General features: G+C 69.1%; 30 protein-coding genes, 2 tRNA genes and 1 pseudogene. 12 read left to right on the forward strand and 21 right to left on the reverse strand.

The window, feature by feature from the left end; all coding sequences use genetic code 11:
- The 3 genes and pseudogenes from KUG41_RS14875 to KUG41_RS14885 form a co-directional block, all read right to left on the reverse strand.
- Positions 1-191, reverse strand: a pseudogene (locus KUG41_RS14875) (phycocyanin subunit beta); the annotation flags it as partial.
- 363 nt (positions 192-554) lie between these two features.
- A complete protein-coding gene (locus KUG41_RS14880) occupies positions 555-818 on the reverse strand; it encodes a phycobilisome linker polypeptide (protein ID WP_216904997.1) in 264 nt (87 codons plus the stop codon).
- Positions 819-865: 47 nt separating this feature from the next.
- Complete coding sequence (locus tag KUG41_RS14885; protein ID WP_216904998.1) at positions 866-1,711, reverse strand: phycobilisome rod-core linker polypeptide; 846 nt, start codon at positions 1,709-1,711, stop codon at positions 866-868.
- Between the two features lie 308 nt (positions 1,712-2,019).
- Here KUG41_RS14885 and KUG41_RS14890 point away from each other — a divergent pair, with 308 nt between their 5' ends.
- Positions 2,020-2,442, forward strand: coding sequence for a hypothetical protein (locus tag KUG41_RS14890; RefSeq protein ID WP_216904999.1), 423 nt, complete (start codon positions 2,020-2,022; stop codon positions 2,440-2,442).
- A gap of 24 nt (positions 2,443-2,466) precedes the next feature.
- On the opposite strand, the gene KUG41_RS14895 is transcribed toward KUG41_RS14890, so the two are convergent.
- The 12 genes from KUG41_RS14895 to psbB all read right to left on the reverse strand — a co-directional run bounded on the left by KUG41_RS14895 (position 2,467) and on the right by psbB (position 11,538).
- A complete protein-coding gene (locus KUG41_RS14895) occupies positions 2,467-3,060 on the reverse strand; it encodes a chromophore lyase CpcT/CpeT (protein WP_216905000.1) in 594 nt (197 codons plus the stop codon).
- 9 nt (positions 3,061-3,069) lie between these two features.
- Positions 3,070-3,303: a hypothetical protein gene (locus KUG41_RS14900; RefSeq protein WP_216905001.1), complete on the reverse strand. Its 234-nt coding sequence runs from the start codon at positions 3,301-3,303 to the stop codon at positions 3,070-3,072.
- Positions 3,304-3,334: 31 nt separating this feature from the next.
- Positions 3,335-3,407: transfer RNA gene (locus tag KUG41_RS14905), tRNA-Phe, on the reverse strand.
- Positions 3,408-3,437: 30 nt separating this feature from the next.
- Positions 3,438-4,169 carry a ComF family protein gene (locus tag KUG41_RS14910; protein WP_254217341.1) on the reverse strand — a complete coding sequence of 244 codons (732 nt, stop codon included), beginning with the start codon at positions 4,167-4,169 and terminating at the stop codon, positions 3,438-3,440.
- Positions 4,166-4,438: a DUF2470 domain-containing protein gene (locus KUG41_RS14915; protein ID WP_216905002.1), complete on the reverse strand. Its 273-nt coding sequence runs from the start codon at positions 4,436-4,438 to the stop codon at positions 4,166-4,168. Before KUG41_RS14915 ends, KUG41_RS14910 begins: the two co-directional genes overlap by 4 nt.
- Before the next feature lie 147 nt (positions 4,439-4,585).
- The gene (locus tag KUG41_RS14920) at positions 4,586-5,911 is read right to left on the reverse strand and encodes an FGGY-family carbohydrate kinase (RefSeq protein WP_216905003.1); all 1,326 of its coding nucleotides are present in this window, start codon (positions 5,909-5,911) and stop codon (positions 4,586-4,588) included.
- On the reverse strand, positions 5,886-7,145 hold the full coding sequence (gene metK, locus KUG41_RS14925; RefSeq protein ID WP_216905004.1) for a methionine adenosyltransferase: 1,260 nt from the start codon (positions 7,143-7,145) through the stop codon (positions 5,886-5,888). Before metK ends, KUG41_RS14920 begins: the two co-directional genes overlap by 26 nt.
- Positions 7,146-7,157: 12 nt before the next feature.
- Positions 7,158-8,018 carry an HAD family hydrolase gene (locus KUG41_RS14930; RefSeq protein WP_216905005.1) on the reverse strand — a complete coding sequence of 287 codons (861 nt, stop codon included), beginning with the start codon at positions 8,016-8,018 and terminating at the stop codon, positions 7,158-7,160.
- Positions 8,019-8,043: 25 nt separating this feature from the next.
- Positions 8,044-9,132: a 30S ribosomal protein S1 gene (locus KUG41_RS14935; RefSeq protein WP_216905006.1), complete on the reverse strand. Its 1,089-nt coding sequence runs from the start codon at positions 9,130-9,132 to the stop codon at positions 8,044-8,046.
- Positions 9,133-9,239: 107 nt separating this feature from the next.
- Positions 9,240-9,725 carry a transcriptional regulator NrdR gene (nrdR, locus tag KUG41_RS14940; RefSeq protein WP_216905007.1) on the reverse strand — a complete coding sequence of 162 codons (486 nt, stop codon included), beginning with the start codon at positions 9,723-9,725 and terminating at the stop codon, positions 9,240-9,242.
- 133 nt (positions 9,726-9,858) lie between these two features.
- Positions 9,859-9,954 carry a photosystem II reaction center protein T gene (locus KUG41_RS14945; RefSeq protein ID WP_010314684.1) on the reverse strand — a complete coding sequence of 32 codons (96 nt, stop codon included), beginning with the start codon at positions 9,952-9,954 and terminating at the stop codon, positions 9,859-9,861.
- A 24-nt stretch (positions 9,955-9,978) separates the two neighbouring features.
- A complete protein-coding gene (gene psbB / locus KUG41_RS14950; protein WP_216905008.1) occupies positions 9,979-11,538 on the reverse strand; it encodes a photosystem II chlorophyll-binding protein CP47 in 1,560 nt (519 codons plus the stop codon).
- Between the two features lie 193 nt (positions 11,539-11,731).
- On the opposite strand from psbB, the gene KUG41_RS14955 reads away from it, so the two are divergent.
- Together KUG41_RS14955 and psbM are read left to right on the forward strand one after the other, a co-directional pair.
- Complete coding sequence (locus tag KUG41_RS14955) at positions 11,732-12,244, forward strand: 2Fe-2S iron-sulfur cluster-binding protein (protein WP_216905009.1); 513 nt, start codon at positions 11,732-11,734, stop codon at positions 12,242-12,244.
- 27 nt (positions 12,245-12,271) lie between these two features.
- The gene (gene psbM / locus KUG41_RS14960) at positions 12,272-12,379 is read left to right on the forward strand and encodes a photosystem II reaction center protein PsbM (RefSeq protein ID WP_015109223.1); all 108 of its coding nucleotides are present in this window, start codon (positions 12,272-12,274) and stop codon (positions 12,377-12,379) included.
- A gap of 7 nt (positions 12,380-12,386) precedes the next feature.
- On the opposite strand, the gene KUG41_RS14965 is transcribed toward psbM, so the two are convergent.
- The gene (locus KUG41_RS14965) at positions 12,387-13,238 is read right to left on the reverse strand and encodes a universal stress protein (RefSeq protein ID WP_216905026.1); all 852 of its coding nucleotides are present in this window, start codon (positions 13,236-13,238) and stop codon (positions 12,387-12,389) included.
- Between the two features lie 72 nt (positions 13,239-13,310).
- On the opposite strand from KUG41_RS14965, the gene KUG41_RS14970 reads away from it, so the two are divergent.
- The 6 genes from KUG41_RS14970 to KUG41_RS14995 all read left to right on the forward strand — a co-directional run bounded on the left by KUG41_RS14970 (position 13,311) and on the right by KUG41_RS14995 (position 17,506).
- Positions 13,311-13,772, forward strand: a complete 462-nt coding sequence (locus tag KUG41_RS14970) for an acyl-CoA thioesterase (protein ID WP_216905027.1) — start codon at positions 13,311-13,313, stop codon at positions 13,770-13,772.
- Between the two features lie 25 nt (positions 13,773-13,797).
- Positions 13,798-15,012, forward strand: a complete 1,215-nt coding sequence (locus KUG41_RS14975; protein WP_254217342.1) for a DNA-processing protein DprA — start codon at positions 13,798-13,800, stop codon at positions 15,010-15,012.
- 40 nt (positions 15,013-15,052) lie between these two features.
- A complete protein-coding gene (prmC, locus tag KUG41_RS14980; RefSeq protein ID WP_216905010.1) occupies positions 15,053-15,994 on the forward strand; it encodes a peptide chain release factor N(5)-glutamine methyltransferase in 942 nt (313 codons plus the stop codon).
- On the forward strand, positions 15,991-16,587 hold the full coding sequence (locus tag KUG41_RS14985; protein ID WP_216905011.1) for an L-threonylcarbamoyladenylate synthase: 597 nt from the start codon (positions 15,991-15,993) through the stop codon (positions 16,585-16,587). The genes prmC and KUG41_RS14985 overlap by 4 nt, the downstream gene beginning before the upstream one ends.
- Complete coding sequence (locus KUG41_RS14990) at positions 16,587-16,739, forward strand: hypothetical protein (RefSeq protein WP_216905012.1); 153 nt, start codon at positions 16,587-16,589, stop codon at positions 16,737-16,739. The genes KUG41_RS14985 and KUG41_RS14990 overlap by 1 nt, the downstream gene beginning before the upstream one ends.
- A gap of 113 nt (positions 16,740-16,852) precedes the next feature.
- A complete protein-coding gene (locus tag KUG41_RS14995) occupies positions 16,853-17,506 on the forward strand; it encodes a TMEM165/GDT1 family protein (RefSeq protein WP_216905013.1) in 654 nt (217 codons plus the stop codon).
- A 7-nt stretch (positions 17,507-17,513) separates the two neighbouring features.
- Here the strand turns inward: KUG41_RS14995 and KUG41_RS15000 are convergent, their stop codons facing one another.
- The 5 genes from KUG41_RS15000 to minD form a co-directional block, all read right to left on the reverse strand.
- A complete protein-coding gene (locus KUG41_RS15000; RefSeq protein ID WP_216905014.1) occupies positions 17,514-17,756 on the reverse strand; it encodes a hypothetical protein in 243 nt (80 codons plus the stop codon).
- Positions 17,757-17,927: 171 nt separating this feature from the next.
- Positions 17,928-17,999, reverse strand: a tRNA-Thr gene (locus KUG41_RS15005).
- Between the two features lie 23 nt (positions 18,000-18,022).
- Complete coding sequence (locus tag KUG41_RS15010) at positions 18,023-18,226, reverse strand: response regulator transcription factor (protein WP_216905015.1); 204 nt, start codon at positions 18,224-18,226, stop codon at positions 18,023-18,025.
- A gap of 62 nt (positions 18,227-18,288) precedes the next feature.
- Positions 18,289-18,672 (reverse strand): cell division topological specificity factor MinE, encoded by a 384-nt coding sequence (minE, locus tag KUG41_RS15015; protein WP_216905016.1) that lies wholly within the window; start codon positions 18,670-18,672, stop codon positions 18,289-18,291.
- 5 nt (positions 18,673-18,677) lie between these two features.
- Positions 18,678-19,511, reverse strand: coding sequence for a septum site-determining protein MinD (gene minD / locus KUG41_RS15020; RefSeq protein WP_216905017.1), 834 nt, complete (start codon positions 19,509-19,511; stop codon positions 18,678-18,680).
- 90 nt (positions 19,512-19,601) lie between these two features.
- Here minD and KUG41_RS15025 point away from each other — a divergent pair, with 90 nt between their 5' ends.
- The 3 genes from KUG41_RS15025 to KUG41_RS15035 are packed head-to-tail and all read left to right on the forward strand — an operon-like array spanning position 19,602 to position 21,806.
- Positions 19,602-20,600 carry a phosphatidylserine/phosphatidylglycerophosphate/cardiolipin synthase family protein gene (locus tag KUG41_RS15025; RefSeq protein WP_216905018.1) on the forward strand — a complete coding sequence of 333 codons (999 nt, stop codon included), beginning with the start codon at positions 19,602-19,604 and terminating at the stop codon, positions 20,598-20,600.
- Positions 20,593-21,195, forward strand: coding sequence for a chromate transporter (locus KUG41_RS15030; RefSeq protein WP_254217343.1), 603 nt, complete (start codon positions 20,593-20,595; stop codon positions 21,193-21,195). The genes KUG41_RS15025 and KUG41_RS15030 overlap by 8 nt, the downstream gene beginning before the upstream one ends.
- Positions 21,192-21,806: a chromate transporter gene (locus tag KUG41_RS15035; protein ID WP_216905019.1), complete on the forward strand. Its 615-nt coding sequence runs from the start codon at positions 21,192-21,194 to the stop codon at positions 21,804-21,806. The genes KUG41_RS15030 and KUG41_RS15035 overlap by 4 nt, the downstream gene beginning before the upstream one ends.
- The last annotated feature ends 3 nt before the right edge of the window (positions 21,807-21,809 follow it).

The raw sequence follows: 21,809 nt of genomic DNA on the forward strand, positions 1-21,809 counted from the left end.
GGCTGCTGATCGAAGAGATCGCGGGCCGCGTTGGTGACGATCTTGGAGGCGCTGGAGGTGATGCGGTTGACGGTGTCCATCCGCTTGAGGCTGTCGGCAACCACGCCCGAGAGGGCGTCGATCTGGCCGGAGTTGAGGAATTCGCCGCGGGCGTCAGCCTGCGCAACGACCTTGGTGAAGGCGTCGAACATTGAAGAGCTCCTGTTCTCGACGTGGACGTCGGGAGTGGGTGGGTAAGGGGATGAGGTCTCGGACGCCCTCCGGGGGGGCGGAGGAATCGTCGTCGAACTCGTGGCTTTCAGCTGCCGCCCGGTTGGAACCGGGCGCATTCCCGAAAGACCTGACCATTGTTGTCCCAAGGCTCCACAGGTTGGGAGCCCGTTAACAAATGGTCATTGCTGATGCAATCCCCCGGGCCGAAGTCCCCACCCGTCCAGGCTTTGGGGCGCGTCGGCGAGCCTTTTCCGCCATGAAAAAAGGCCCCTGAGGGGCCTGTGGAGAGCATGATGCACGCTCTGTCGGGGCAGGGGGCTGCGCGTCTGGGGCCGGAGCCTTCAGCCCTCGGCCTTGCCTTTGGCCTTGCTTTTGCGTGGGGCGGGAGCCGGGCTGTCGCTGGCTCCCCCGCTGACCGAGACACCGACGATCTTGCCGCCCATGCCGTTGATCAGGCGCATGGTTTCGTTCATGCGGGTGTAGGGAACATTCATGACCATGTCCGCGGTGCGGGAGTAGTCGTTGTTGTTCATGCCCGTGACGGTGAGAGCCACCTGGCGGGAGCTGTTGAGGCCGGTGCCTCGGGTGCCTGCGGAAACCTTCATGGTGACGTTGGGGGGTGGGGAATTGGGACCTGGGGACGGGCCGGGGTTCAGTTCACCGGGGTGATGCTGGCGATGCGGCCACCTTCCCGTTGGATCTGCTGCTGGGTCTCAAGCAGCTTGTTGTAGGGGATGAAGCGCACCCGATTGCTGCGCTTGTGCAGCCGGTAGTTGTTGAATCCGGAGATCTCCACCCGGAAGGTGCGACCCTCTTCGCCGGCACCCACCCCCTGGCGGGTCACGCCATCGGTGGTCACCTTGCGGAAGACGCTGCCCTTGGCATTGGGGCTCACCACCGGCATCGGCGCTTCCGCGTGCACCGAAGGGTTGAGCCGCGACTGGGTCTTGAGGATGTCGCCCCGCACGGAGGCCCCGACGCCCCGGGTGAGCTGAAGCATGTACGAGAACTGCAGCCCCTGCTGGCCGGAGGAGTAGTTCCAGCCGTGCAGGTAGGGAACCACCTCTTCACCGAAGCGGGTCTGGTACTCGGCACTGTCGATGTAGGAATCGATCTCCGCGTCGTAGCCCTGCTCCTGGAGGATCGTGAAGTGATGCAGCATCTCGGCCTTGTTCTGGGGAGCCCGACCCAGCAGATGCTTGAAATTCAGTTCGATGAACCGGTAGGGATTGCAGTTCTCGAAGAACTTGCCCTTGTAGAGACCGCTCTTGGCCACCTGGCGAACGAACTCCCGCACGCTGAGGTAGCCACGCTTGAAGAGGGACTCCGGTCCCTCGAGCCGCTCACTGGCCATGATGTACTGGTTGCCCAGCACCTGGGTGTAGACGGCGCGGATCAGGGCGGCCTTGTCGTTTTCGGTGGCGTTCGTCCAGTTTTCCTGGTTGCGGTCGTTGGCGAAACGCTCGATGCCCAGATAGGCAGCGTTGGCAAGTGTCATGAGCGTGGGGGGCCGGAGGGAGAAAGCGTTGGAGAGGAAGGCGGAGAACAGGGCCGGAGCAGTGCTGGAGCAGTGCCGGGGGCCGCTGCAGATAGGCAGGCGCCCAGAAGGACGACTGCAGGAAACGTCCCGAACATGGGCTGCAAAGCGGATCCTATGGGCCTGTCCGCTCGCCACGACAGGGTTTTCAGAATCGTTACAAAGCCCCGCGCCCCACGGACTGCTCCCCCCGCGCCCCGCTGCCTGGACCCCACCCCTGGCGGCCCGGCGCCACGGCGATACCATCCGCCCAGATTCCAATGGCTGTCATGGCTCCTGTGCCCCCATCCGCCGACCCCTCCCTGCGGCTGGCCGACCAGCTGCAGGTGCTCTCCCAGGTGACCGAATCTCTCACCTACCGATTGCTGGAACTCGAGGAGCGGCTGGCTGGGCAGGAACGGCACCTGGTCGAACGCCTTGAGGAGGTCGCCGGTCAGGACTCCGCCCATGGAGAGGCCCTGGAGCAGCGCCTCGGTGACACCGAAGAGCGCCTCGCCCGGATTGAGGCGGCCCTCCAGGGTCTGGATCGGCCAGGGGCATCCCGCCATCTGCAGGCCGTGGTACCCCCGGCCCTGCAGCAGGAGCTGCCGGCCCACGGTCCGACTCCCCACGGGTTCGACCCCCATCCCGAGGAGAGCAACCCCTTCCTCGACGAAGGTGAGCAGCCCTTCATGGACGAGCTGATCGCCTGAGAGCAGAGCGCCCGGGGATGGGGCTCAGACCTCCAGCCAGGCGCTGGGGATCTCCTCGCCGTAGTCGTGGGTGCGTTCAAATTCGAAGGGGCCGGCCAGGGAACCCCAGAGCTGCTCGTGGCTTCGGGGATCATGGCCCCGGTCGATGGTGCGCATGCCGCGGGAGTTGATCTCGAAGCGGCTCACCAGATAGGCGGTGCTGCCCTTGCGCTCCACCAGGCAGCGGCACCCGGGTTCCACCTCGCCGACGAAGCCCTCACCGGCTTCCTGCACCACGTAGGTGCAGCCCTCGAGGGGACGGAGATCGTCGGCGCCGATCTGCTGGCGGCGCTGCTCATCCTCGACGGCCCCCCAGAAGCGCTGCTCCCCATGGAGGGCCTGGTTGTGGATGATCAGCTGGCCGTCGCGCTGCTCGACCCGCAGGACCCGGATCCGGTAGGGCTCTCCGGGGGTGATGGCGTAGGTCTGCTCCAGAAGCAGGGAGCCGGGTGCCAGCTGGGGCAGTGGCCGGAACTTCACCAGGATGTGGGCGTAGAGGGGGGGATTGTCGAAGGCCTGGGTCTGGTTGCTGAAGCCGGCACTCAGCAGCCGGATCAGGCGGGCGAGGGAGCTGCTCATGGGCGCAGGCTAGAGGTCAAGCAGGCGGATCCTGAAGGCGCCGACCTGGCGGGCCGTGGCCGGGTCGGACTGGGCGAAGGGATGGTCCGCCACCCTGGTGAGGATGGCATCCAGCTTCGCGGAGGCCGTGAGGCCGTGGGACGGCTCCTGGCGGCTGTGGGTCTGCCATGCGGCGTCGAACGCCTGGGCGAAGCTGTCGGCGTTGTTGAAGACCTGGTTGGAGGCGGGTGGCGGAAGGGGCATGGTGATGGCCTCTCGGGCTGTCCGCCCACAATGCCAGGACCCAGATTTGAACTGGGGACACGGCGATTTTCAGTCGCCTGCTCTACCAACTGAGCTATCCCGGCCCGTCACCGGAGTGACGGCGTGATCTTAGATCACCGCATGCTGCGGCTCCTGCCGGGGAGCGAGCGGGCCAGGGGGGTCCGGGCCAGGCAGAGGAGCCCCACCACCTGCCAGCCGAGCGGTTCCATCGCCAGAGCGGCGTTGCGGCCGGTGGCACCGCTGGTCAGGATGTCGTCCACGATCAGGATCGGCCGGCCCAGGGCCTCGCCGGGACGGGGACCCCGGCGGCAGCGGAAGGCGCCCTCCTGGTTGGCCAGCCGCATGGCCCGGTTCAGGTGGTGCTGGCCCAGCACCGGCCGGGATCGCTCCAGCAGCTCGGCGCTGCGGTAGCCCAGCTGACAGCCCAGCTGGCGGCAGATCAGGCCGGGAAGGGGGTTGCCGTGCCGCTTCCAGCTCGGCACCGGCACCAGCAGGGGCCGGCGTCGCCATGGGGGCAGCGCTTCGGCCAGAACTCCCACCAGGGCCCCCACCCCGGTCTCCTGCGGTCGTCGGCGCAGGTTGAGGAGCAGCCGCCTGAGCTCGCCGTCGTAGGTCCCGGCCGCCCACCAGAGCAGGGGCTCGTTTCCCTGCAGGGCGCCGGCGGGAAGGGGAAGCCTGGTGCGGCAGTCTGGGCAGGCGGTCCGCGGGGAACGCTCGGGCGGCAGGGCGCCGCGACAGAGGGGGCACCGGGAGTCGGTGATCCAGCTGAGGGGAATCCGGCCCAGGCGGGAAAGGAGGTCGCTCAGGGGTGGGCACCGCCGCGGGCGGTGCGGTCGCTGGTTCAAGCCTTCCCGGGCAACGACCGCAGCATGGCCACCAGGGTGCGGTGGGCATCTTCGCTGTCGCTGAGCGTGTGATCGAAGGGCACCTCCACCAGGGCGCCATCCACCTCCAGGCGCATGGCCTGGGGAGCCACGGCGATCATGCGGGCCTCCCGGGCCCCGCTGAGGCCGCCGTAATGGCGGGCATAGGCCAGCACGGCTTCGGCGTGGTCGTCGTTCATGTGCTTGCAGATGCGGTCGCTCACGGCGGCGGTGAGGGGATCGTTGGCCATGGGGGTCAGGTGGGATAGGGGGAGTGTGGTCTCAGGCGCCGGCGAACCGCTGCCACAGCAGCAGGCCCAGCCTCAAGCCGCTGAAGCCCACGTAGCCGGCCAGCACGACGAACAGCGCCATGGCGAGGATCGAGCTGAGACGTTCGTTCATGGCTGTGGGGGTGGTGGTTCCGCCCCCATCCTGTCGCTGGCCCTGGCCAGCAGGGCCATGCCCAGGGCCGCCGTGCGTTTCGGTCGGTTCAGCACCGGCACCCCGACGGCGCGGGTGCGCAGGGCCCGCCACTGGCTGTTGCGGGCGCCGCCCCCCACCGTGATCACCCGCTGCAGCGGGGGGCCGCCCAGTTCCCGCAGCCGCTGCCAGCCGGCCACCTCGATGGTGGTGAGGCCCTCCAGCAGGGCCTGAAGATAGCGGGCGTCGCTGACGGGCCTCGGCCCCAGGATCGGCTCCAGCGCAGGGTCGTCCACCGGGAAGCGCTCGCCGGGCCGGCTCAGGGGGCGCAGCGCCAGTCCCGTGGGCCGGTTCGGATCGATCTGGCGGCTGAGTTCCGCGATCTGGCCGTCGTTGAAGAAGCGGCGCAGGATGCCGGCGCCGGCGTTGGAGGCTCCCCCGGCCAGCCAGCGGCCGGCCACCCGGTGGTTGCTGATGCCCGCACCGGCCAGTGGCGCCGGCACGAACTGCTTCAGCACCAGGGTGGTGCCCAGCACCGCGATGCCGTCAGCTTCGCCCGGATCGGCCGCGAGCACGGACGCATTGGCATCGGTGCTGCCCGCCACCACCCGGCAGTCCCCGGGCAGTCCCAGGGCTTCCGCCGCCGTCGGGCCCAGTCGGCCCAGAACGCTGCCACTGGGGCGGACCTGGGGCAGGACGTCCGACCCGATGCCCTCGGCGACGGTCCCCAGCCAGCGGCGCCGTTGCAGGTCCCAGCCCAGCCGCACATTGTTGCCCTCCTCGCCCCAGCGCCAGTCGTCCAGCAGCCAGCCCATGAGCCAGTCGGCCTGGTGGCGCAGCAGCAGGCGGGACGCCAGCCCCGCCTCGCGGGCCATGGCCTGCAGCCGCAGCGCCCGGGCCAGGCTGCCGCTGGCGCTGGCGGCGGGATGGTTGGCCGCCGCCGGGGTCTGCTCCAGCAATGCCGCCATGGCAGCGGCCTGCTCAGGACAGGCCAGGTGATACGGGAGGGCCCGGTCGAGGGGGGGCGCCGGCCGGCTGCCGTCGGCATGGCAGGCCATCAGAGTGCCGGAGGTGCCGTCGAGGGCCAGGGCGCTGATCCTGGAGCGGATCTCCGCGGGCACGCTCTCCATCAGCCGGATCAGACCCTGCCGCCAGGCCTCCGGATCCTCGAAGGGCCCTCCATAGGATCCCTCTCCGCTCAGGAGGGGGCTATCGGGGTTGCCGCCAGGCGCTCCCTCCGGAGCCAGAACGCTCAGCCGCAGGCCGCTGCTGCCGAGATCAACCCCCAGGAACAGCGCTGACACGGTCCGCCGTGGCCTGTTTCAGGGTGCCGGCGATGGCGCTGACGTCCTCCCAGGGGAGGTCGAGATCCTTGCGGCCGAAGTGGCCGTAGGCGGCCACGTCCTGGTAGAAGCGGCCGCCCCGCTGCCGGGGCAGCTCCCGCAGGCCGAAGGTTTCGATGATGGCGCCGGGGCGCAGGTCGAAGTGCTCCTGCACCAGGGCCGTGAGGTCGGCATTGCTGAGCACGCCGGTGCCGAAGCTCTCCACCAGGATGCTCACGGGCCGGGCGACCCCGATCGCGTAGCTGAGCTGCACCTCGGCCTTGTGGGCCAGGCCGGCGGCCACCAGGGCCTTGGCCACATAGCGGGCGGCATAGGCGGCGGAGCGGTCCACCTTGGTGGGATCCTTTCCGGAGAAGGCGCCGCCGCCGTGACGGGCATAGCCGCCATAGGTGTCGACGATGATCTTGCGGCCCGTCAGGCCCGCATCGCCCTGGGGGCCGCCCACCACGAACTTGCCGGTGGGGTTGACGTAGAAGCGGGTGCCTTCGCGGGAGGGTTTCAGGGGCAGGTCGTCCGTGGCGGGCATCACCACGTGGTTCCAGAGGTCGTCCTTGATGCGCTGCTGCACCGCCTTCTCGTCGCTGATGCCGGCCACCTCGGCGGTGTGCTGGGTGGAGATCAGGATGGTGTCGATCGCCACGGGGCGATCGTTCTCGTAGACGACGCTCACCTGGGTCTTGCCGTCGGGGAGCAGGTAACCGAGGCTGCCGTCGTGGCGCACCTGGGCCAGCCGCAGGGCGAGGCGGTGGGCCAGGCTGATCGGCAGGGGCATCAGCTCGGGAGTCTCGTCGCAGGCGAAGCCGAACATGATCCCCTGGTCGCCGGCGCCCACCTTGTCGAGGGGGTCACCGTCGTGGTCATCGGCTTCGTCCACCCCCTGGGCGATGTCCGGCGACTGCTGGTCGAGGGCGATGAGCACAGCACAGCTTCTGGCATCGAAGCCGCCCGCCCGGGCGCCGCTGTAGCCGATCTGCTCGATCACGCCTCGCACGAGCGTGTTGAAGTCGACCCGGGCGTTGGTGGTCACCTCCCCCGTGATCAGACACAGACCGGTGTTCACCACGGTCTCGCAGGCCACCCGGCTGGTGGGGTCCTGGGCCAGCAGCGCGTCGAGCACCGCGTCGCTGACCTGGTCGCAGATCTTGTCGGGGTGGCCTTCCGTCACCGATTCGGAGGTGAAGACGAAACGGCTCATGGGGGGGAGCGATCAATCGATGGGTGAGCTTATTCCCAAGGGCCGACTGTCACCTGAGGCCATGGACGGCGGCCCCGGCGGCGTGGTCGCCGCCGTCACGCTGAGCTCCTGCCAGTGATCCAGCTGGGGGAAGGAGGCATCGAGCTCGGCCGGTCGTCGCCAGCCGGCCCGGTAGCCGAGCACCACGGGGACACCTGCGGCCCGGGCCATGCGCAGGTCGCTGTTGGCATCGCCGATGAGGGCGCAGTGTTCCGCCGCCACGCCCAGCTCACGGCAGAGGCCGTGCACGGCATCGGGATCCGGCTTCCTCGGCTGGTGTTCGGCGCTCCAGATGGCCTGCACGAAGCGTCCCAGCCCATGGGCCGCCAGGAAGGACTCGATCCCTTCGACATGGTCGTTGCTGATCACGGCGCAGGGCACCCCCGCATCGCGCAGGGCTTCCAGCAGCGGCCGCAGGCCCGGGGTGGGTGCCGGACGGCTTTCACTTCCCTGGCCATGGAGGTCATCGGTGCGGGCGAAGACCGTTTCGGCCATCGCCAGCGCCTCGGGCCAGCCCAGCCCCGCCTGCACCAGGGCGGTGGCGGTGGCCACCAGGTTGTGGTCGCGGCTGGCCACCGCCATCGTGCCGGAGGGGAGCATCCCTTCGTCGGAGAGGCCGTAGGCGCGATGGAGCAGGTCGGCCAGGAAACGGTGACCCTCCGGGTCGCGCTGGGCCAGATCGGCCAGCTCCAGACAGTGAAAGACCCTGGCCTTGGCCAGGGCCTCGAGCATCGGTTCGCTGTGGCTGATGGTGCCGTCCTTGTCGAACAGCACCGCCGCCAGGACACCTGTGCCGCAGGAGAGAACGGTGCCCCGCAGGGAGAGAAGCACCATGGTCAGCCCGCGGGGGCCAGCGGCCTCATTCGAGGGTGACGCCCATGGGTTCGGTGTCCTCGGCCTGCTCCAGCAGCATCTGCTTGTAGCGGGCGGCCATCTCCTCGGCCTTGTCGAACACCTTCTGGGGATCGCTGAGCATGTCGCCAGGTTCGGGCTCGAGGGCCTTGGTGGAGAGGGAGATCCGGCCGCGCTCCGCATCGAGATCGATGATCATCACCTTCATCTGATCATTGACGTTGAGCACGGTGTGGGGGGTCTCGATGTGCTCGTGGCTGATCTCGGAGATGTGCAGCAGTCCGCTGACGCCGCCGATGTCGATGAAGGCGCCGTAGGGCTTGATGCCCCGCACGGTGCCCAGCACCACTTCGCCCACTTCAAGGCGGTTCATCTTGCGCTCCACCAGGGCGCGGCGATGGCTCAGCACCAGGCGGTTGCGTTCCTCGTCCACCTCCAGGAACTTGAGGGGCAGGAAGTCGGCCACCAGCTCCTCCTTGGCCTTGCGGGTGCTGATGTGGCTGCCTGGGATGAAGCCCCGCAGGCCCTCCACCCGCACCAGGGCACCACCGCGGTTGGTGGCGAACACCTCGCTGTAGATGGTGGCGTCCTCCTTCTGCAGCTGGCGCACCCGCTCCCAGGCCCGCTGGTACTCGATGCGTCGCACCGAGAGGGTGAGCTGGCCGTCCTCGTTCTCCTCGCTGAGGATGAAGAATTCACGCACCTCCCCGGGCTCGAGCACGTCGGAGAGGTGCTCCACGCGGTTGATCGACACCTCCTGCAGGGGCATGAAGGCGGCGGTCTTGGCGCCGATGTCGATCATGGCGCCCTTCGATTCCAGGGCGAACACGGTGCCGTTGACGACGTCGCCCGGCTTGAAGTTGTAGTCGTACTTGCTGAGCAGGGCCGCGAACTCGTCGATCGTGAAGCCCACGCCGTCGCCGTCGCGGCCGCTGGCCCTGCTGCTGGAGTCGTCCGCGCTCGGCACCTCTTCCGAGACCGTCAGATCGAGTTCGGCACTGTTCTCGACGTCGGCCGTCTCCTCGCCGATGGTCTCTGCCAAGGCGTCAGTGACGGGCTCGAGGGTGTCGGTTTCGGAAGAAGGGGTGAGGGTCATGGAGCTGGGGCGGTCTGCCGGTGGCAGTGTGAAGGAACGGAGTGGCTGCCCGCCTGCAGCGCACACCCGATCAATCACTCTATCAATGGGTTTGCTGCCCTCCGGCCTCAGCCCACCACCGCCAGCCGGCCTTTGGCCTTGCCCCGGCTGCCCAGACCCTCCAGGGTGGCCACGAAATCACTGACACTCTGGAACTGGCGGTAGACGGACGCAAAGCGGACATAGGCCACCTCGCTCATCTCCCTGAGCCGCTGGAGCACAAGCTCGCCGATCTCGTTGCTGCTCACTTCACGACCGGCCCGCTGCTGCAGGGCGAGCTCGATATCGTCCACCACGGCCTCGAGCCGGGAGGGTTCCAGACCTGTTTTTTCACAGGCTCTCAGCAGGCCGTGCAGGAGTTTGCTGCGGTTGAAGGTTTCCCGGCTGCCGTTGCGCTTGACCACGGTGATCGGGACCGTCTCCACACGCTCGTAGGTGGTGAAGCGAAAGTCGCAGTTGAGGCACTCCCGCCGCCGGCGCACGCTGCGCCCGGAATCGGCTGCCCGTGATTCCAGAACCCGGCTATCTGTGTGTTGGCAGGAGGGACATTGCATCCCCGGACACGCTTGCTGGTGACTCGAGTGTAAGCAGATGGGTGGCCAAAGAGAAGGCCCACCCTTTTCGACAGGCCGTGCGACATGAAAAAACCCCTGGTTTCCCAGGGGTCGAATCAATCCGGAAGGCCTGTCACTTGCCGATTTTCGGCGGGTCGCGGAAGGCGATCGCAAAAAACAGAGTGGAAATGGCCAGGGCCAGGATCAGGATGTAGGCGAAGCTCTCCATGGGAATCCTCGGGGGGGCTGGCGGTCAGCTGAGGGTGGAACCGGCCGGGGGCACATAGCCCTCGGGCAGTCGTCGGGTGGAACGGTCGCCCAGCTTGGCGAACAGACCGAACTCCACCTGCTCACCGAGATCGGGGTCGATGCCGGCGAAGACATCACGGTAGAGGGTGCGTGCACCGTGCCAGATGTGACCGAAGAAGAAGAGCAGGGCGAAACAGGCATGGCCGAAGGTGAACCAGCCGCGGGGTGAACTGCGGAAGGTGCCGTCGGAGTGGTAGGTCTCGCGGTCGAACTCGAAAGCTTCGCCGAGCTGGGCCTTGCGGGCCAGGCGCTTGACGTCGGCCGGGTCGGTGAAGGTCTGGCCGTTCAGGGCACCGCCGTAGACGGTGGCCGTCACACCCTGCTGCTCAAAGGAGTACTTGGCCTCGGCGCGGCGGAAGGGAATGTCCGCGCGGACGATGCCCTGCTGGTCCTGCAGGACCACCGGGAAGTTCTCGAAGAAGTTGGGCAGGCGCCTGACTTCGAGGTCGTGGCCCGCCTTGTCGGTGAACGAGATGTGGCCGATCCAGGAGGTGGGCAGGCCATCCCCGTTGATCATCGGACCGACGCGGAACAGACCTCCCTTGGCAGGGCTGTTGCCGACGTAGTCGTAGAAAGCGAGCTTCTCGGGGATGGCCGCGTAGGCCTCCTCCTTGGTGGCGCCGTTGTCGATGGCGGTCTGGACCCGACGGTTGATCTCCGTCTTGAAATAGTTCTGGTCCCACTGGTAGCGGGTGGGGCCGAACAACTCGACCGGGGTGGCCGCCGAGCCATACCACATGGTTCCGGCCACGATGAAGGCAGCGAAGAACACGGCCGCGATGGCACTGGCCAGCACGGTTTCGATGTTCCCCATGCGCAGGGCCTTGTAGAGGCGCTCCGGCGGCCGGGTGGTGATGTGGAAGATGCCGGCGATGATCCCGACGATGCCGGCGGCGATGTGATGCGCCACGATCCCGCCCGGGTTGAAGGGGTTGAAGCCTTCAGGCCCCCAGGCGGGCTGCACCGGTTCGAGGTGACCCGTGAGGCTGTAAGGATCCGAGACCCACATCCCCGGTCCGAACACACCGGTGAGGTGGAAGGCTCCGAAGCCGAAGCAGCCCAGGCCTGCCAGCAGAAGGTGAATGCCGAAGATCTTGGGAAGGTCGAGGGCGGGTTCGCCCGAGCGGGGATCCTGCCAGATCTCCAGATCCCAGTAGGTCCAGTGCCAGATGGCGGCCAGGAAGAGCAGGCCGCTGAAAATGATGTGGGCGGCAGCGACGCCCTCGAAGCTCCAGAAGCCGGGATCGACACCGGTTTCACCGGTGACGCTCCAGCCGCCCCAGCTGCCCGTCACGCCGAGGCGGGCCATGAAGGGCATGACGAACATGCCCTGGCGCCACATCGGGTTGAGGACCGGGTCGGAGGGGTCGAAGATCGCGAGCTCGTAGAGCGCCATGGAGCCGGCCCAGCCGGCTACCAGGGCGGTGTGCATGAGGTGCACGGCCAGCAGTCGGCCCGGGTCGTTGATGACGACCGTGTGCACCCGGTACCAGGGCAATCCCATTGGGGGGTCAGGTCTGGGTTGACAGTTGCCGAAGCCGGTCGCCGGAGCGATGGCGGCTAAGGGGACGATCGGCGATGACCGATCCGTGCTGGCGATGGTAAGGGTTGCGGGCCGTGCCACGGGGGCCCAGGTAACGGACCGCAACGGCGCGTCTCACAATGGAGGCCAACCCATTCCCCGAGAGGCTTCCGCCATGCCCGTGATCCGGTTCGTGCGTGAGCAGCGCGATGTGGAGTGCTACCCCGGGGAGAACCTCCGGGAGGTGGCCCTGCGCGAGGGCATCGAGCTCTACGGCCTCAAGGGGCGCCTGGGCAACTGCGGCGGCTGCGGCCAGTGCATCACCTGCTTCGTGGAGGTTGTGGAGCTCGTGGAGGGCGGTGGCCCCCATGCCCTCACTGAGCTCACGGGGGTGGAGCAGCAGAAGCTGAAGCGGCGGCCCCAGTCCTGGCGGCTGGCCTGTCAGGCCCTGGTGCAGAAGTCGCTCCTGGTGGTCACCCGCCCCCAGGTGGGTCTGGCCGACCGGGAGAGTGCCCTGACCCAGGCCCGTTCCCAGCCCCTGCCGGAGGGCCCGACGGCCTGGCCCGCGCCGCCCCCGTCCGAGATGGAGCCCGACACGGAGGAGGTCGCTGAGGAGGTTGCCGAGCCCAGCGCCTCTCCATCCGCAACGAGCGGTGAAGGGGGCGGGCTCCCTGTGGATGGGCGGTGATACGTTCTCATAACCTCTCCAGCAGCCATGGAAACCAACGACCTCGGCTTCGTTGCCAGCCTCCTGTTCGTTCTGGTTCCCGCCGTCTTCCTGATCATCCTCTACATCCAGACCAACAGCCGCCAGGGCGGCTGAGGCTGGCTCAGCGGCTTCTTCCCTCCGGCTCCCGCACCAGCAGCACCGGAGCCGGGGCATGCACCCGGATGTAGTCGCTCACCGAGCTGCCCAGCAGCCGGTCCAGGTCGACCAGGGCCTTGGCCACCAGGGGGCGGCGGTCCTGGGACGCGATCACCACCAGATCCGCCTGCATCTCCTCCGCGGTGGCACAGACGCTGCGGCCGATGTCGCCGGTGCGATGCAGGGGTTTCATCTCCACTCCGAAGCTGCGGGCCCTGTGGATGGCCCTGTCCAGCACCTCGTCAGCGGGGCTGCGTCCTCCGCGGGAGGGGATGATGTCCTGGCGTGACACGTGCACGCCGGTGAGGCTGCCCCCGGGGATCCCCTGAACCAGTTCACAGGCCAGCCGCAGGGCGTCGTCCCCCACTCCGGTGCCGTCGATGGCCACCAGCACCCGGTTGATGGCGCGGATGTAGAGATCGTCCCGGACCAGCAGCATGGGCCGGGTGGACAGCTGGAAGACGTACTGGCTGGCGCTGTTGGCGAGGATCGACTGCAGCCGGCCCAGGCCCCGCGAGCCCATCACGATCAGGTCGGCATCGAGCTCGTCGGCCACCTTGAGGACGGTCTGCTTGGTGTCGCCCTCCCGCACCAGGATGTTGACGTCTGCGGTCTGGAGCCCGAGTCGATCGACGGCCTCCTGCACCAGACCCTCCGCCCGCTGGCGGTGGCTTTCCAGGTCAAGCCCCCCCTGCTCGGTGATCACGTGCAGGAGATTGAGCCGGGCCTGACGGCAGGGGGGGATGTGGCGGAGCATGCGCACCATCTCCTCCACATGGCCCTGGCCTGAATCGGCGATCAACAGGTTGCGGAACACGGACTTCAAGGTCGCTTGGATTCAGCCTATGGCTGAAGTCCGTTCCGTAATCCCCCCGTGGTGAAGACCGTGATGCAGCCCCTGGAAGGGCCCTGGTGGCGCCTGCGGCGGCGCGTGCTGCCCCAGCACACCGACCACGCCGGGGTGATGTGGCACGGGGCCTATCTGGCCTGGCTGGAGGAGGCCCGTGTCGAGGCCCTGGCGGAAGCGGGGCTGGCCTACAGCGCCCTCTCGGCCCGGGGCCTGGAGCTGCCGGTGGTGGGCCTGAGGCTGGACTTCCGCCAGGCCCTCCTCCATGGCGACGGTGTGGAACTGCGCAGCCGTGTGCTGCCGCGGCAAGGGCTCAGACTCCCCTGGGGGAGTGTGTTCATCGCCCCGGACGGGGCGGTGGCGGCGGAGGCACGCGTCGAGCTGGTGCTGGTGGATCTCTCCGGGGGGCCGTCCCGGCGCCGTCTGCTGCGCCGGCTGCCGGACGACCTGGAGCGGGCCTTGGCCGTGCTGCGGTCGGGGCCGCCCGTGCCCGCTGAGCCATAGTACATTTGTACTTCAGTCTGGGGCGTTGTCCTGGCCGGCCATGGGTGATCTGGTGCGGGGTGTCTTTCCTGGTGCGGGTGGCGGGGTGCGCTCTTCGCGGCCGGAGGGCTGGGATCGCCGGCGACGCCTCTGGTGGTTGCTGTGGAGCCGGTGTCCCGGCCTGGGCTGGCGGCGTCTCCACGCCCTTGAGGAGGCCTTCGCGGGGCTGGCCGGAGCCTGGAGTGCCAGCGCCCGGGAGCTGGCGGCGGTGCCCGGGCTGGGGGAGGGCCTGGCGGAAACGGTGGAGCGGTTCCGTCACCGCTGGGGGCCCCAGCCCCTGGAGGTGTTCGCCTCCTGTTGCGGCCCCGGCCGGACCGTGCTGGTGCCGGGGGATCGGGCCTGGCCCGCCGGGCTTCGGCGGCTCGAGCGCCCGCCGCTGCAGCTCCACTGGCAGGGACGGGGCAGCCTCTGGCCCCACCTGGGCCGGTGCCGGTCGGTGGCGGTGGTGGGCACCCGGCGCCCGTCCCTCCATGGCCTCTCGATGGCCCGGGCCCTGGGCGCTGCCCTGGCTGCGGCGGGCTGGCCCGTGCTCAGCGGCCTGGCCGAGGGCATCGACGGGGCCGCCCATGAGGGATGTCTGGAGGCCTGCGGGGCTCCGGTCGGGGTGCTGGGCACCCCCCTGGAGAGGGCCTATCCCCGCCACCATGCGGCCCTGCAGGCTCGTGTCGGGCGGGAGGGGCTGCTGATCAGCGAGCTGGCCGGAGGCGATGCCGTGCGCGCGGGCAGCTTCGCCGCCCGCAACCGCCTGCTGGTCGCCCTGGCTGCCGCCGTGGTGGTGGTGGAGTGTCCGCAGGCCAGCGGGGCCCTGCATTCAGCCGAGCTGGCCTGGCAGATGGAACTGCCGCTCTGGGTGGTGCCGGCGGATGCCGCCCGGATCTCCGCCCTGGGCAGCAACCGGCTGCTGGCCCGCGGGGCCACCCCCCTGCTGCATCCCGACGACCTGATCGGTCAGCTCGGGCCGGGGCCCCTGGCCGGCGCCGCCGACCCGCTCCCGGCCGGCGGCGGTGCCGGTGCCGGTGCCGGCGGAGAGCTGGCACCGGAGCTTGAGGCCCTGCTGGGGGCCGTGGGGGGAGGCGCAAGCCTGGAGCAGCTCAGCCAGGCCCTGTACCGTTCCCCGGCCGAGCTGTTGCCTGCCCTGCTGGAGCTGGAGCTGGCCGGCAGGTTGCAGGCCGAGGCCGGCCTGTGCTGGCGGCCCCGCTGAGGGCCCTGCCCCGGCGGCACTCCCTGCTTAGGCTCCCTGCATGGTTTCCCCCGCCGGCACCGTTCCCCCTTCCGGCCCCGCAGCGACCGATCGGGCCGGCGCGATCGATGCTGCCCGGCTGTTGCGCTGGCGGCGGCGCCTGCTGGCGATGGGCGGCTCCCCTGCTGCCTTCGACTGGCTGCTGGATCTGGGCGGTGGCCTGCGCTGGAGCCGGCTGCAGTCGCTCTGGAGCCATCCGGAGGAGGTGGTGCAGCTCAACTGTTCGCTGGAGGCCCTTGAGGCCCTCTGGTGTCGTCACCTGGAAACCCACGAGCCGCTCCAGTACCTGGTGGGCCGCTGCCCCTGGCGCGATCTGGAGCTGCCGGTGGGCCCCGGGGTGCTGATCCCCCGTCAGGAGACGGAGCTGCTGGTGGATCTGGCCCTCTCCCTGCTGCCGCCCGGCCGCGCCGATCTCAGCTGGGCCGACCTGGGCACCGGCTCCGGCTGCCTGGCCATCGCCCTTGCCCGTGGCCTGCCGGCCAGCCGCGGCTTCGCCCTCGATGCCAGCTGCGAGGCCCTGGCCCGGGCCGCTGCCAACCTGGCCCACTGGAACCTGGCGCCGCAGGTGACCCTCCTGGCCGGTGACTGGTGGCAGGGGCTGGAGCCCCAGTGGGGCCATCTGGATCTGGTGGTGGCCAATCCTCCCTACATCCCCAGCGCCACCCTGGCGGGCCTCGATCCGGTGGTGCGCGACCACGAGCCCCGCCTCGCCCTCGATGGCGGGGCCGATGGGCTTGCGGCCATCCGTGCCCTGGTGGCCGGCTCCCGTCGCGGCCTTGCCCCGGGTGGGCTGCTGCTGCTGGAGCACCACCACGACCAGAGCGCGGCGGTGGGCCAGCTGCTGGCCACTGCCGGGCTGGAGCGCTGCGGGGTGCATGCCGACCTGGAAGGCCGGGATCGCTTCGCCAGCGCCTGGCGCCCCGTCGACGCTCCTGAGCCATGAACGGTCCCGAGGTCCTGGTTCAGCGGCTGGCGGCCGGGGAGGCTGTCCTGTTCCCCACCGACACCCTGCCGGCCCTGGCCGCCCGTCCCGAGGCCGCCGCCCTGCTCTGGCGGCTCAAGGGGCGGCCCGCCGACAAGCCTCTGATCCTGATGGGGGCCGATCTGCCCCAGCTGGTGGCCGCCCTCGGAATTCCCTGGCAGGAGCCCTGGCTGGATCAGGCCCGCCGCTGCTGGCCCGGCGCCTTCACCCTCGTGCTGCCCATCGGCGGAAAGATCACCGGCCAGCTCCATCCCGGCGGCACCAGCCTGGGTCTGCGGGTGCCGGCCTGCCCCCAGGCTCTGGAGCTGCTCCGTCTGACGGGCCCCCTGGCCACCACCAGTGCCAACCGCTCCGGTGAGCCCCCGGCCACCACGGCGATCGATGCCGGGCGCCAGTTTCCTGGGCTGGCCCGGCTGGGGCCCCTGCCCTGGCCGGAGGGATCCGGCCAGGGCAGCACGGTGCTGGCCTGGCGTGGGTCCGGCGAGGGGGGCGTTCACCCCTGGCAGGTGCTCCGCGCCGGGGCCGCGTCAGCGCCTGCCGGGCCCGCAGTCTGATGCTGCCCGTCCTGCTGGTGGTGCTGCTTTCGGTTGCCATGAGCCACTGGCTGGTGGAGCCGCTGCTGCGGCTCACCACCCCCCTGTTCGAGCTGGACTGGCTGGGATGGATCGTGCTGGCGGTGATCCTGTGGCTGTTCTCCGGTCCATGAGTGGGCCCAGTCGGAAGCCTTTCCCCTAATCTTCATCTTGCTTCTACAGGAAGCTCCGATCCATCGGGCCCGACCCGGTCCGTCGCGCCGAACCAGGCGAGCCCAGCGTCACCATGACCCTTCCGATGTCCGGTGATCCGGGTCTGGCTGCCTTCGGCTCCAGCCTGATGGCCATCACCCTGGCCGAACTGGGTGACAAGACCTTCTTCATGGCCCTGATCCTTTCGGTGCGCCATCCCCCCCGCTGGGTGTTCGTGGGGGCGTTCGCCGCCCTCGGCCTGGTCACCCTGCTGTCCCTGGGTATGGGCCTCGGTCTGAGGGAATGGCTTCCCCAGCCCGTCGTTCCCTGGCTGGCGGCGGCCCTGTTCCTGGGGTTCGGGGCGAAGCTGCTGGTGGAGGCGGCAGGGCTTCCGGCCGATGCGGCCAGGGAGGAGGCCCACGAGGCCGAAGTGGCGATCGACGCGGCCGAGAGCCATGGGGTCGTCCGTGGTGCGGGTGCTGTGATCTGGGAGGCCTTCGTGCTGGTTTTTCTGGCTGAACTGGGCGACCGCACCCAGTTCGCCACCATCTTCCTGGCGGCAGCCCCTGCGTTTTCCTTCGCCGGCCTGCTGGCCGGCACCCTGCTGGGCCATGCCCTGGTGACCGGGCTGGCCGTGGGCGCGGGTCAGTGGATCGGCGGCCGGATCAGCGAAAGGGTGCTTTATCGGCTGAGCGGCGGTCTGTTTGTGGCTTTCGGTGTGGTGGCGATCCGCCAGGCGATCGGCTGACGCCCCTTCAGGGGGGTGCCGTGGGCTGCAGATCCCAGCGGAACAGTCCCCGGATCGTCGGTCGCTGAAAGGGGCCTTCCTCCATCGAAGGGGCGAACTCCACCGAGTCGTTGAGGGGAATGGTCAGGGGACGCGCCGGTGGGGTGGTGCCCGGAACCCCGACGCCAGCGGGTGAAGGCGGCGGGCCGGCGGGATCGGCGTAGCGGGTGCGGATGCCGGGACGGCCCAGGATCTCAGCGCCGGATCGCAAGGGGGCCGCCTCGGTCGGGAGCGGTGGCGGCGGAGGGGGCGGGCCCTGAGCCAGGGCACCAGCCAGGACGAGCAGGCCCCCGAACGGCCAGCAGGCATGGCATGACATGGCCCCCGTTCGTTGTGCTGGGCTGATGCTAGGGGGGGGGTGGATCCAATCCCTTGGACCGTAAGCCGGCTAACGGATTTGAACCGATGACCTTCGCTTTACAAAAGCGCTGCTCTACCGCTGAGCTAAGCCGGCGCGGGTCTGGAGCCCGGGCCAGCCTATCCCTGGGACAGGGCCCAGAGCAGCAGCTGGGTGCGGCTGCGGCAGCCGGTCTTGGACAGCAGGTTGGAGACGTGGCTCTCCACCGTGCGCGGGCTCAGCACCAGCTGGGCGGCGATGTGGCGGTTGCTGTCGCCCCGGCGCAGCAGGACAAGCACCCGCTCTTCGGCCGGGGTGATGCCCACGGAGAACTCCTCGTCCATGGCGTCTGAACTCCATCACTGTCTCCAGGATTCCCGCGGCCCGTCGCCCCTGCCTCCGGTGTTCAGTCCGGCTCTCGCTCCGCTTCCTCTTCCGGCGGGTGGGGCAGGGCGAAGGCCGGCGGGTCCTCGGCCGGGGGCTTCTCGGCCATGCCCACCGCGGCGGCGGCGGCCACGAGCGCCGGCAGGGGGCGGGCACGCCTGATCGGCAGGTTGGCCACCAGGGCGGTCACCCGGTCCTCGGTCTCAAGGCTCACGTCGCCCTCCTCGATGTCGATCTCCACGTAGCGCTGCACAACCTCCAGGATCTCCCGCCGCATCTGCTCCAGCAGCTCCGGATTGAGATCGCTGCGGTCGTGGGCGAGCACCAGCTGCAGCCGTTCCTTGGCCATGGTGCCGCTGGGCTTCTGGCGCCCGAGCAACCGTTGCAGGAAATCGAACAGGGTCATGGTGCTCAGATCAGACCGGTGGTTTTGCGGATCCTGTTCATCAGCCGGGCGCGCAGGCCCCGGCGCTGCTTGGAGGGATCCTCCATGGGAACGTCCTCCCCCCGCAGGCGCCTGGCGATGTTCTGGTAGGCCCGGGCGGCGGGGGAACCGTTGCCGTTGAGCGTCAGCGGCTCCCCCCGGTTGGTGGACACGATCACCTGCTCGTCCTCCACCACCAGACCCACCAGGGGCAGGGCCAGGATGTCGGTCACGTCTTCAACGCCGAGCATTTCCTGGCTGGCCATCATCTTCGGCCTCACCCGGTTCAGCACCAGCTGCACCGGTTCCACGCCCCGGGTGTTGAGCAGGCCGATCACCCGGTCGGCATCCCGCACGGCGGACACCTCCGGCGTGGTGATCACGATCGCCTCGCGGGCCGCGGCCGCTGCGTTCTTGAAGCCGTCCTCGATGCCGGCGGGGCAGTCGATGAGCACGAAGTCGGACCGCTCGGCCACCATGGCGACAATCTTCTGCATGTCCTCGGGAGTGAGCCACTCGAGCATGCGGGGGTTCCCGGCGGGCAGCAGGGCCAGGTTGGGCTCCTGCTTGTGCTTCACCAGGGCCTGATCCAGCCGGCAGGTTTCCGCCAGCACCTCCTGGGCGGTGTAGACGATCCGGTTCTCCAGGCCGAGCAGCAGGTCAAGGTTGCGCAGGCCGAAGTCGGCATCGAGCACCACGGTGCGCTCCCCCAGCCGGGCCAGGGCGATGCCCAGGTTGGCGGTGAGGGTGGTCTTGCCGACTCCTCCCTTGCCGGAGCAGATGAGGATGATGCGGGCGGGGGCTGACGTCACGGCATCCACGGGCGTCGGGGAAGGTTAATGCCATCGGCCGGAGTGCCCATGCCGTGCCCCGGAACTGCCGCTAGAAAGGCCCATCCCTCGGCGATGGTCATGGATTCCGTCCTCCACCGGCCCCAGCGGCTGCTGGTGATGCCCGACGACGGAGTGGAGGCGGTGGTCGGGATCATCGAGGAGGCCGGCCAGGAGCTGCTGCTCAAGCAGTTCAAGCTCCAGTCGGAGGAGGTGCTGCAGGCCCTGCGCCGCGCGCAGGAGAGGGGGGTGCGGGTCCGGGTCATGCTCAACCCCCACACTTCCGGCGGCGACCGCTGGAACGATGGGGCCTTCGCCCGTCTCCAGGGCTGGGGGATCGAGACCGCCTGGACCAGCGAGGCTTTCCCGGTCACCCACGAAAAATCAATGGTGGTGGATCGCCACACCGCCCTCGTGGCCACCTTCAACCTGGCCGACAAGTACTTCACGGAGACCCGCGACTACGGCGTGCTCACCTACAACCCAGCCGTGGTGGCCCAGGTGATCGCCGGCTTCGAGGCCGACTGGCAGCGCAGCTTCTTCAAGCCTGATCTGGAGGTGGGTCTGGTGTGGAGCAGTGCCCACAGCCGGGGCCAGATGGCCCGCATCGTCGATGCCGCCATCCGCACGCTCTGGATCCAGCACCCCAAGTTCGTCGATGCGGTGATCCTCGAGCGGATCATCAGCGCCCGGGAGCGGGGGGTGAAGGTGCGGGTGCTGTGCGGCGGCAAGCACGGCATCAGCGACTGGGACATCTACGACACCTTTTCCTCCCTGCGGGTGATGCAGCGCTTCGGCGTCAAGGTGCGGCGCCAGCAGCGGCCCAAGCTTCACGCCAAGCTGATCCTGGTCGACGGCGCCTTCGCCCAGACCGGCTCGATGAACATTGACCGCAGCGCCTTCGATCTGCGCCGGGAGCTGGGCATCGAAAGCGACGCCCCGGAAGTGGTGGCCCGGCTGCGGGCGATGTTCGAGGCCGACTGGAAGGCCGCCTCCAAGTACCGCGCCCCGGATCCCCTTGATCCCACCTTCCACGAGGAAGGGGAGCTGCCGCCCGATCCCCACTTCGTGCATGACTGAGAGCGCTGCCACTCCTGCTGCCGTCACGCCGGCGGCCCCGCCCGGGCTGGGGGACCTGTTCACGGGCATGCTTCTGGTGGCCCTTTCCGCCTTCGGCGGCGGCCTCTCGGCCTGGAGCCAGCGGATCATCGTCGAGCAGCGCCGCTGGATGAGCAACGAGGAGTTCCTCACCGGTCTCACCGTGGCGCGGCTGTTCCCAGGCCCGAACCAGATCAACATGGCCGTCTACGTGGGCACGTTCTTCCGGGGGCTGCCAGGCACCCTGGCGGCCCTGGCGGGGATGCTTCTGGTTCCCTTCACCCTGCTGATGCTGGTGGGGCTGGTGTACTTCCAGTTCCACACCCTGCCAGCCATCGACCGGGTGCTGGCGGGGGTGGTGGCGGCGGCCGCCGGCATGGCCCTCTCCATGGGCTTCAAGATCCTCGATCAGTACTGGAAGGATCCGGTGGCCCTGCTGCTGGCCTCCCTCACCTTTGTGCTGATGACGCTGTTCCATGTGCGGCTGGTGCCCCTGGTGCTCGTGGCCGGCCCGCTGGCGATGGCCTGGTACTGGCCGCGTAACACCCGCCTTACGGGGAACGATCCCCGCCCATGAGCAGCCTGTTGATCGCCGCCGCGACCCAGTTGTCAGGCTGCAGCCCCATGGACCAGGGCGACCTGGGCCACCTGATCGCGGTGCTGGGCACCTTCCTGGGCCTGTCGCTCTTCTCCCTGGGTGGCGGCAACACCCTGCTCACTGAGTACCACCATCTGAGCGTTGAGCAGTACTGCTGGCTCACCCCCTCCCAGTTCGCCGACATCTATGCCCTGGCCGAGGCGGCTCCGGGACCCAGCTCCATGATCGTGGGCCTGCTCGGCATGGGCGCCGGCTGGCCGGAGGGGCCCGGCTGGGCCCTGCTCAGTGCCTACGGCGCCGAGATCGCCATCCTGCTGCCCTCCACCCTGCTGATGGTGGTGGCCTGCCTGAGCTGGAACCGGCTGCGGGATTCCCCCTGGCGCATCGCCTTCGAGCGGGGCCTGGGCCCGATCACCCTGGGCATCCTATTCGCCGTGGGAGTGAAGATCCTCCAGACCGCCGACACCAATCCCCCCGGGGTGGTCGTGTCGCTGCTGGTGTGTCTGCTGATGCTGCGCACCCGTATCTCTCCCCTCTGGTTCATGGCGGTGGCCGGCGGGCTGGGGGCCTTCGGACTCATCAACCGCTGAACG

Origin of the sequence: Synechococcus sp. CCY 9618, from assembly GCF_019038415.1 — a bacterium.
Classification (GTDB): domain Bacteria; phylum Cyanobacteriota; class Cyanobacteriia; order PCC-6307; family Cyanobiaceae; genus Cyanobium.

Bases quoted from the DNA above. Each gene is read 5' to 3' on its own strand.
- psbM (WP_015109223.1), top strand. From the start codon at position 12,272: ATGGAAACCAACGACCTCGGCTTCGTTGCCAGCCTCCTGTTCGTTCTG.
- KUG41_RS14885 (WP_216904998.1), bottom strand. From the start codon at position 1,711: ATGACACTTGCCAACGCTGCCTATCTGGGCATCGAGCGTTTCGCCAAC.
- KUG41_RS15010 (WP_216905015.1), bottom strand. From the start codon at position 18,226: ATGGACGAGGAGTTCTCCGTGGGCATCACCCCGGCCGAAGAGCGGGTG.
- KUG41_RS15030 (WP_254217343.1), top strand. From the start codon at position 20,593: ATGACTGAGAGCGCTGCCACTCCTGCTGCCGTCACGCCGGCGGCCCCG.
- KUG41_RS14890 (WP_216904999.1), top strand. From the start codon at position 2,020: ATGGCTCCTGTGCCCCCATCCGCCGACCCCTCCCTGCGGCTGGCCGAC.
- KUG41_RS14955 (WP_216905009.1), top strand. From the start codon at position 11,732: ATGCCCGTGATCCGGTTCGTGCGTGAGCAGCGCGATGTGGAGTGCTAC.
- metK (WP_216905004.1), bottom strand. From the start codon at position 7,145: ATGAGCCGTTTCGTCTTCACCTCCGAATCGGTGACGGAAGGCCACCCC.
- KUG41_RS14935 (WP_216905006.1), bottom strand. From the start codon at position 9,132: ATGACCCTCACCCCTTCTTCCGAAACCGACACCCTCGAGCCCGTCACT.
- KUG41_RS14970 (WP_216905027.1), top strand. From the start codon at position 13,311: ATGCAGCCCCTGGAAGGGCCCTGGTGGCGCCTGCGGCGGCGCGTGCTG.
- KUG41_RS14990 (WP_216905012.1), top strand. From the start codon at position 16,587: ATGCTGCCCGTCCTGCTGGTGGTGCTGCTTTCGGTTGCCATGAGCCAC.
- KUG41_RS14985 (WP_216905011.1), top strand. From the start codon at position 15,991: ATGAACGGTCCCGAGGTCCTGGTTCAGCGGCTGGCGGCCGGGGAGGCT.
- KUG41_RS15025 (WP_216905018.1), top strand. From the start codon at position 19,602: ATGGATTCCGTCCTCCACCGGCCCCAGCGGCTGCTGGTGATGCCCGAC.
- minE (WP_216905016.1), bottom strand. From the start codon at position 18,672: ATGACCCTGTTCGATTTCCTGCAACGGTTGCTCGGGCGCCAGAAGCCC.
- KUG41_RS14995 (WP_216905013.1), top strand. From the start codon at position 16,853: ATGACCCTTCCGATGTCCGGTGATCCGGGTCTGGCTGCCTTCGGCTCC.
- KUG41_RS14915 (WP_216905002.1), bottom strand. From the start codon at position 4,438: ATGGCCAACGATCCCCTCACCGCCGCCGTGAGCGACCGCATCTGCAAG.
- KUG41_RS14930 (WP_216905005.1), bottom strand. From the start codon at position 8,018: ATGGTGCTTCTCTCCCTGCGGGGCACCGTTCTCTCCTGCGGCACAGGT.
- KUG41_RS15035 (WP_216905019.1), top strand. From the start codon at position 21,192: ATGAGCAGCCTGTTGATCGCCGCCGCGACCCAGTTGTCAGGCTGCAGC.
- KUG41_RS14895 (WP_216905000.1), bottom strand. From the start codon at position 3,060: ATGAGCAGCTCCCTCGCCCGCCTGATCCGGCTGCTGAGTGCCGGCTTC.
- KUG41_RS14880 (WP_216904997.1), bottom strand. From the start codon at position 818: ATGAAGGTTTCCGCAGGCACCCGAGGCACCGGCCTCAACAGCTCCCGC.
- nrdR (WP_216905007.1), bottom strand. From the start codon at position 9,725: ATGCAATGTCCCTCCTGCCAACACACAGATAGCCGGGTTCTGGAATCA.
- psbB (WP_216905008.1), bottom strand. From the start codon at position 11,538: ATGGGATTGCCCTGGTACCGGGTGCACACGGTCGTCATCAACGACCCG.
- KUG41_RS14900 (WP_216905001.1), bottom strand. From the start codon at position 3,303: ATGCCCCTTCCGCCACCCGCCTCCAACCAGGTCTTCAACAACGCCGAC.
- KUG41_RS14945 (WP_010314684.1), bottom strand. From the start codon at position 9,954: ATGGAGAGCTTCGCCTACATCCTGATCCTGGCCCTGGCCATTTCCACT.
- prmC (WP_216905010.1), top strand. From the start codon at position 15,053: ATGGTTTCCCCCGCCGGCACCGTTCCCCCTTCCGGCCCCGCAGCGACC.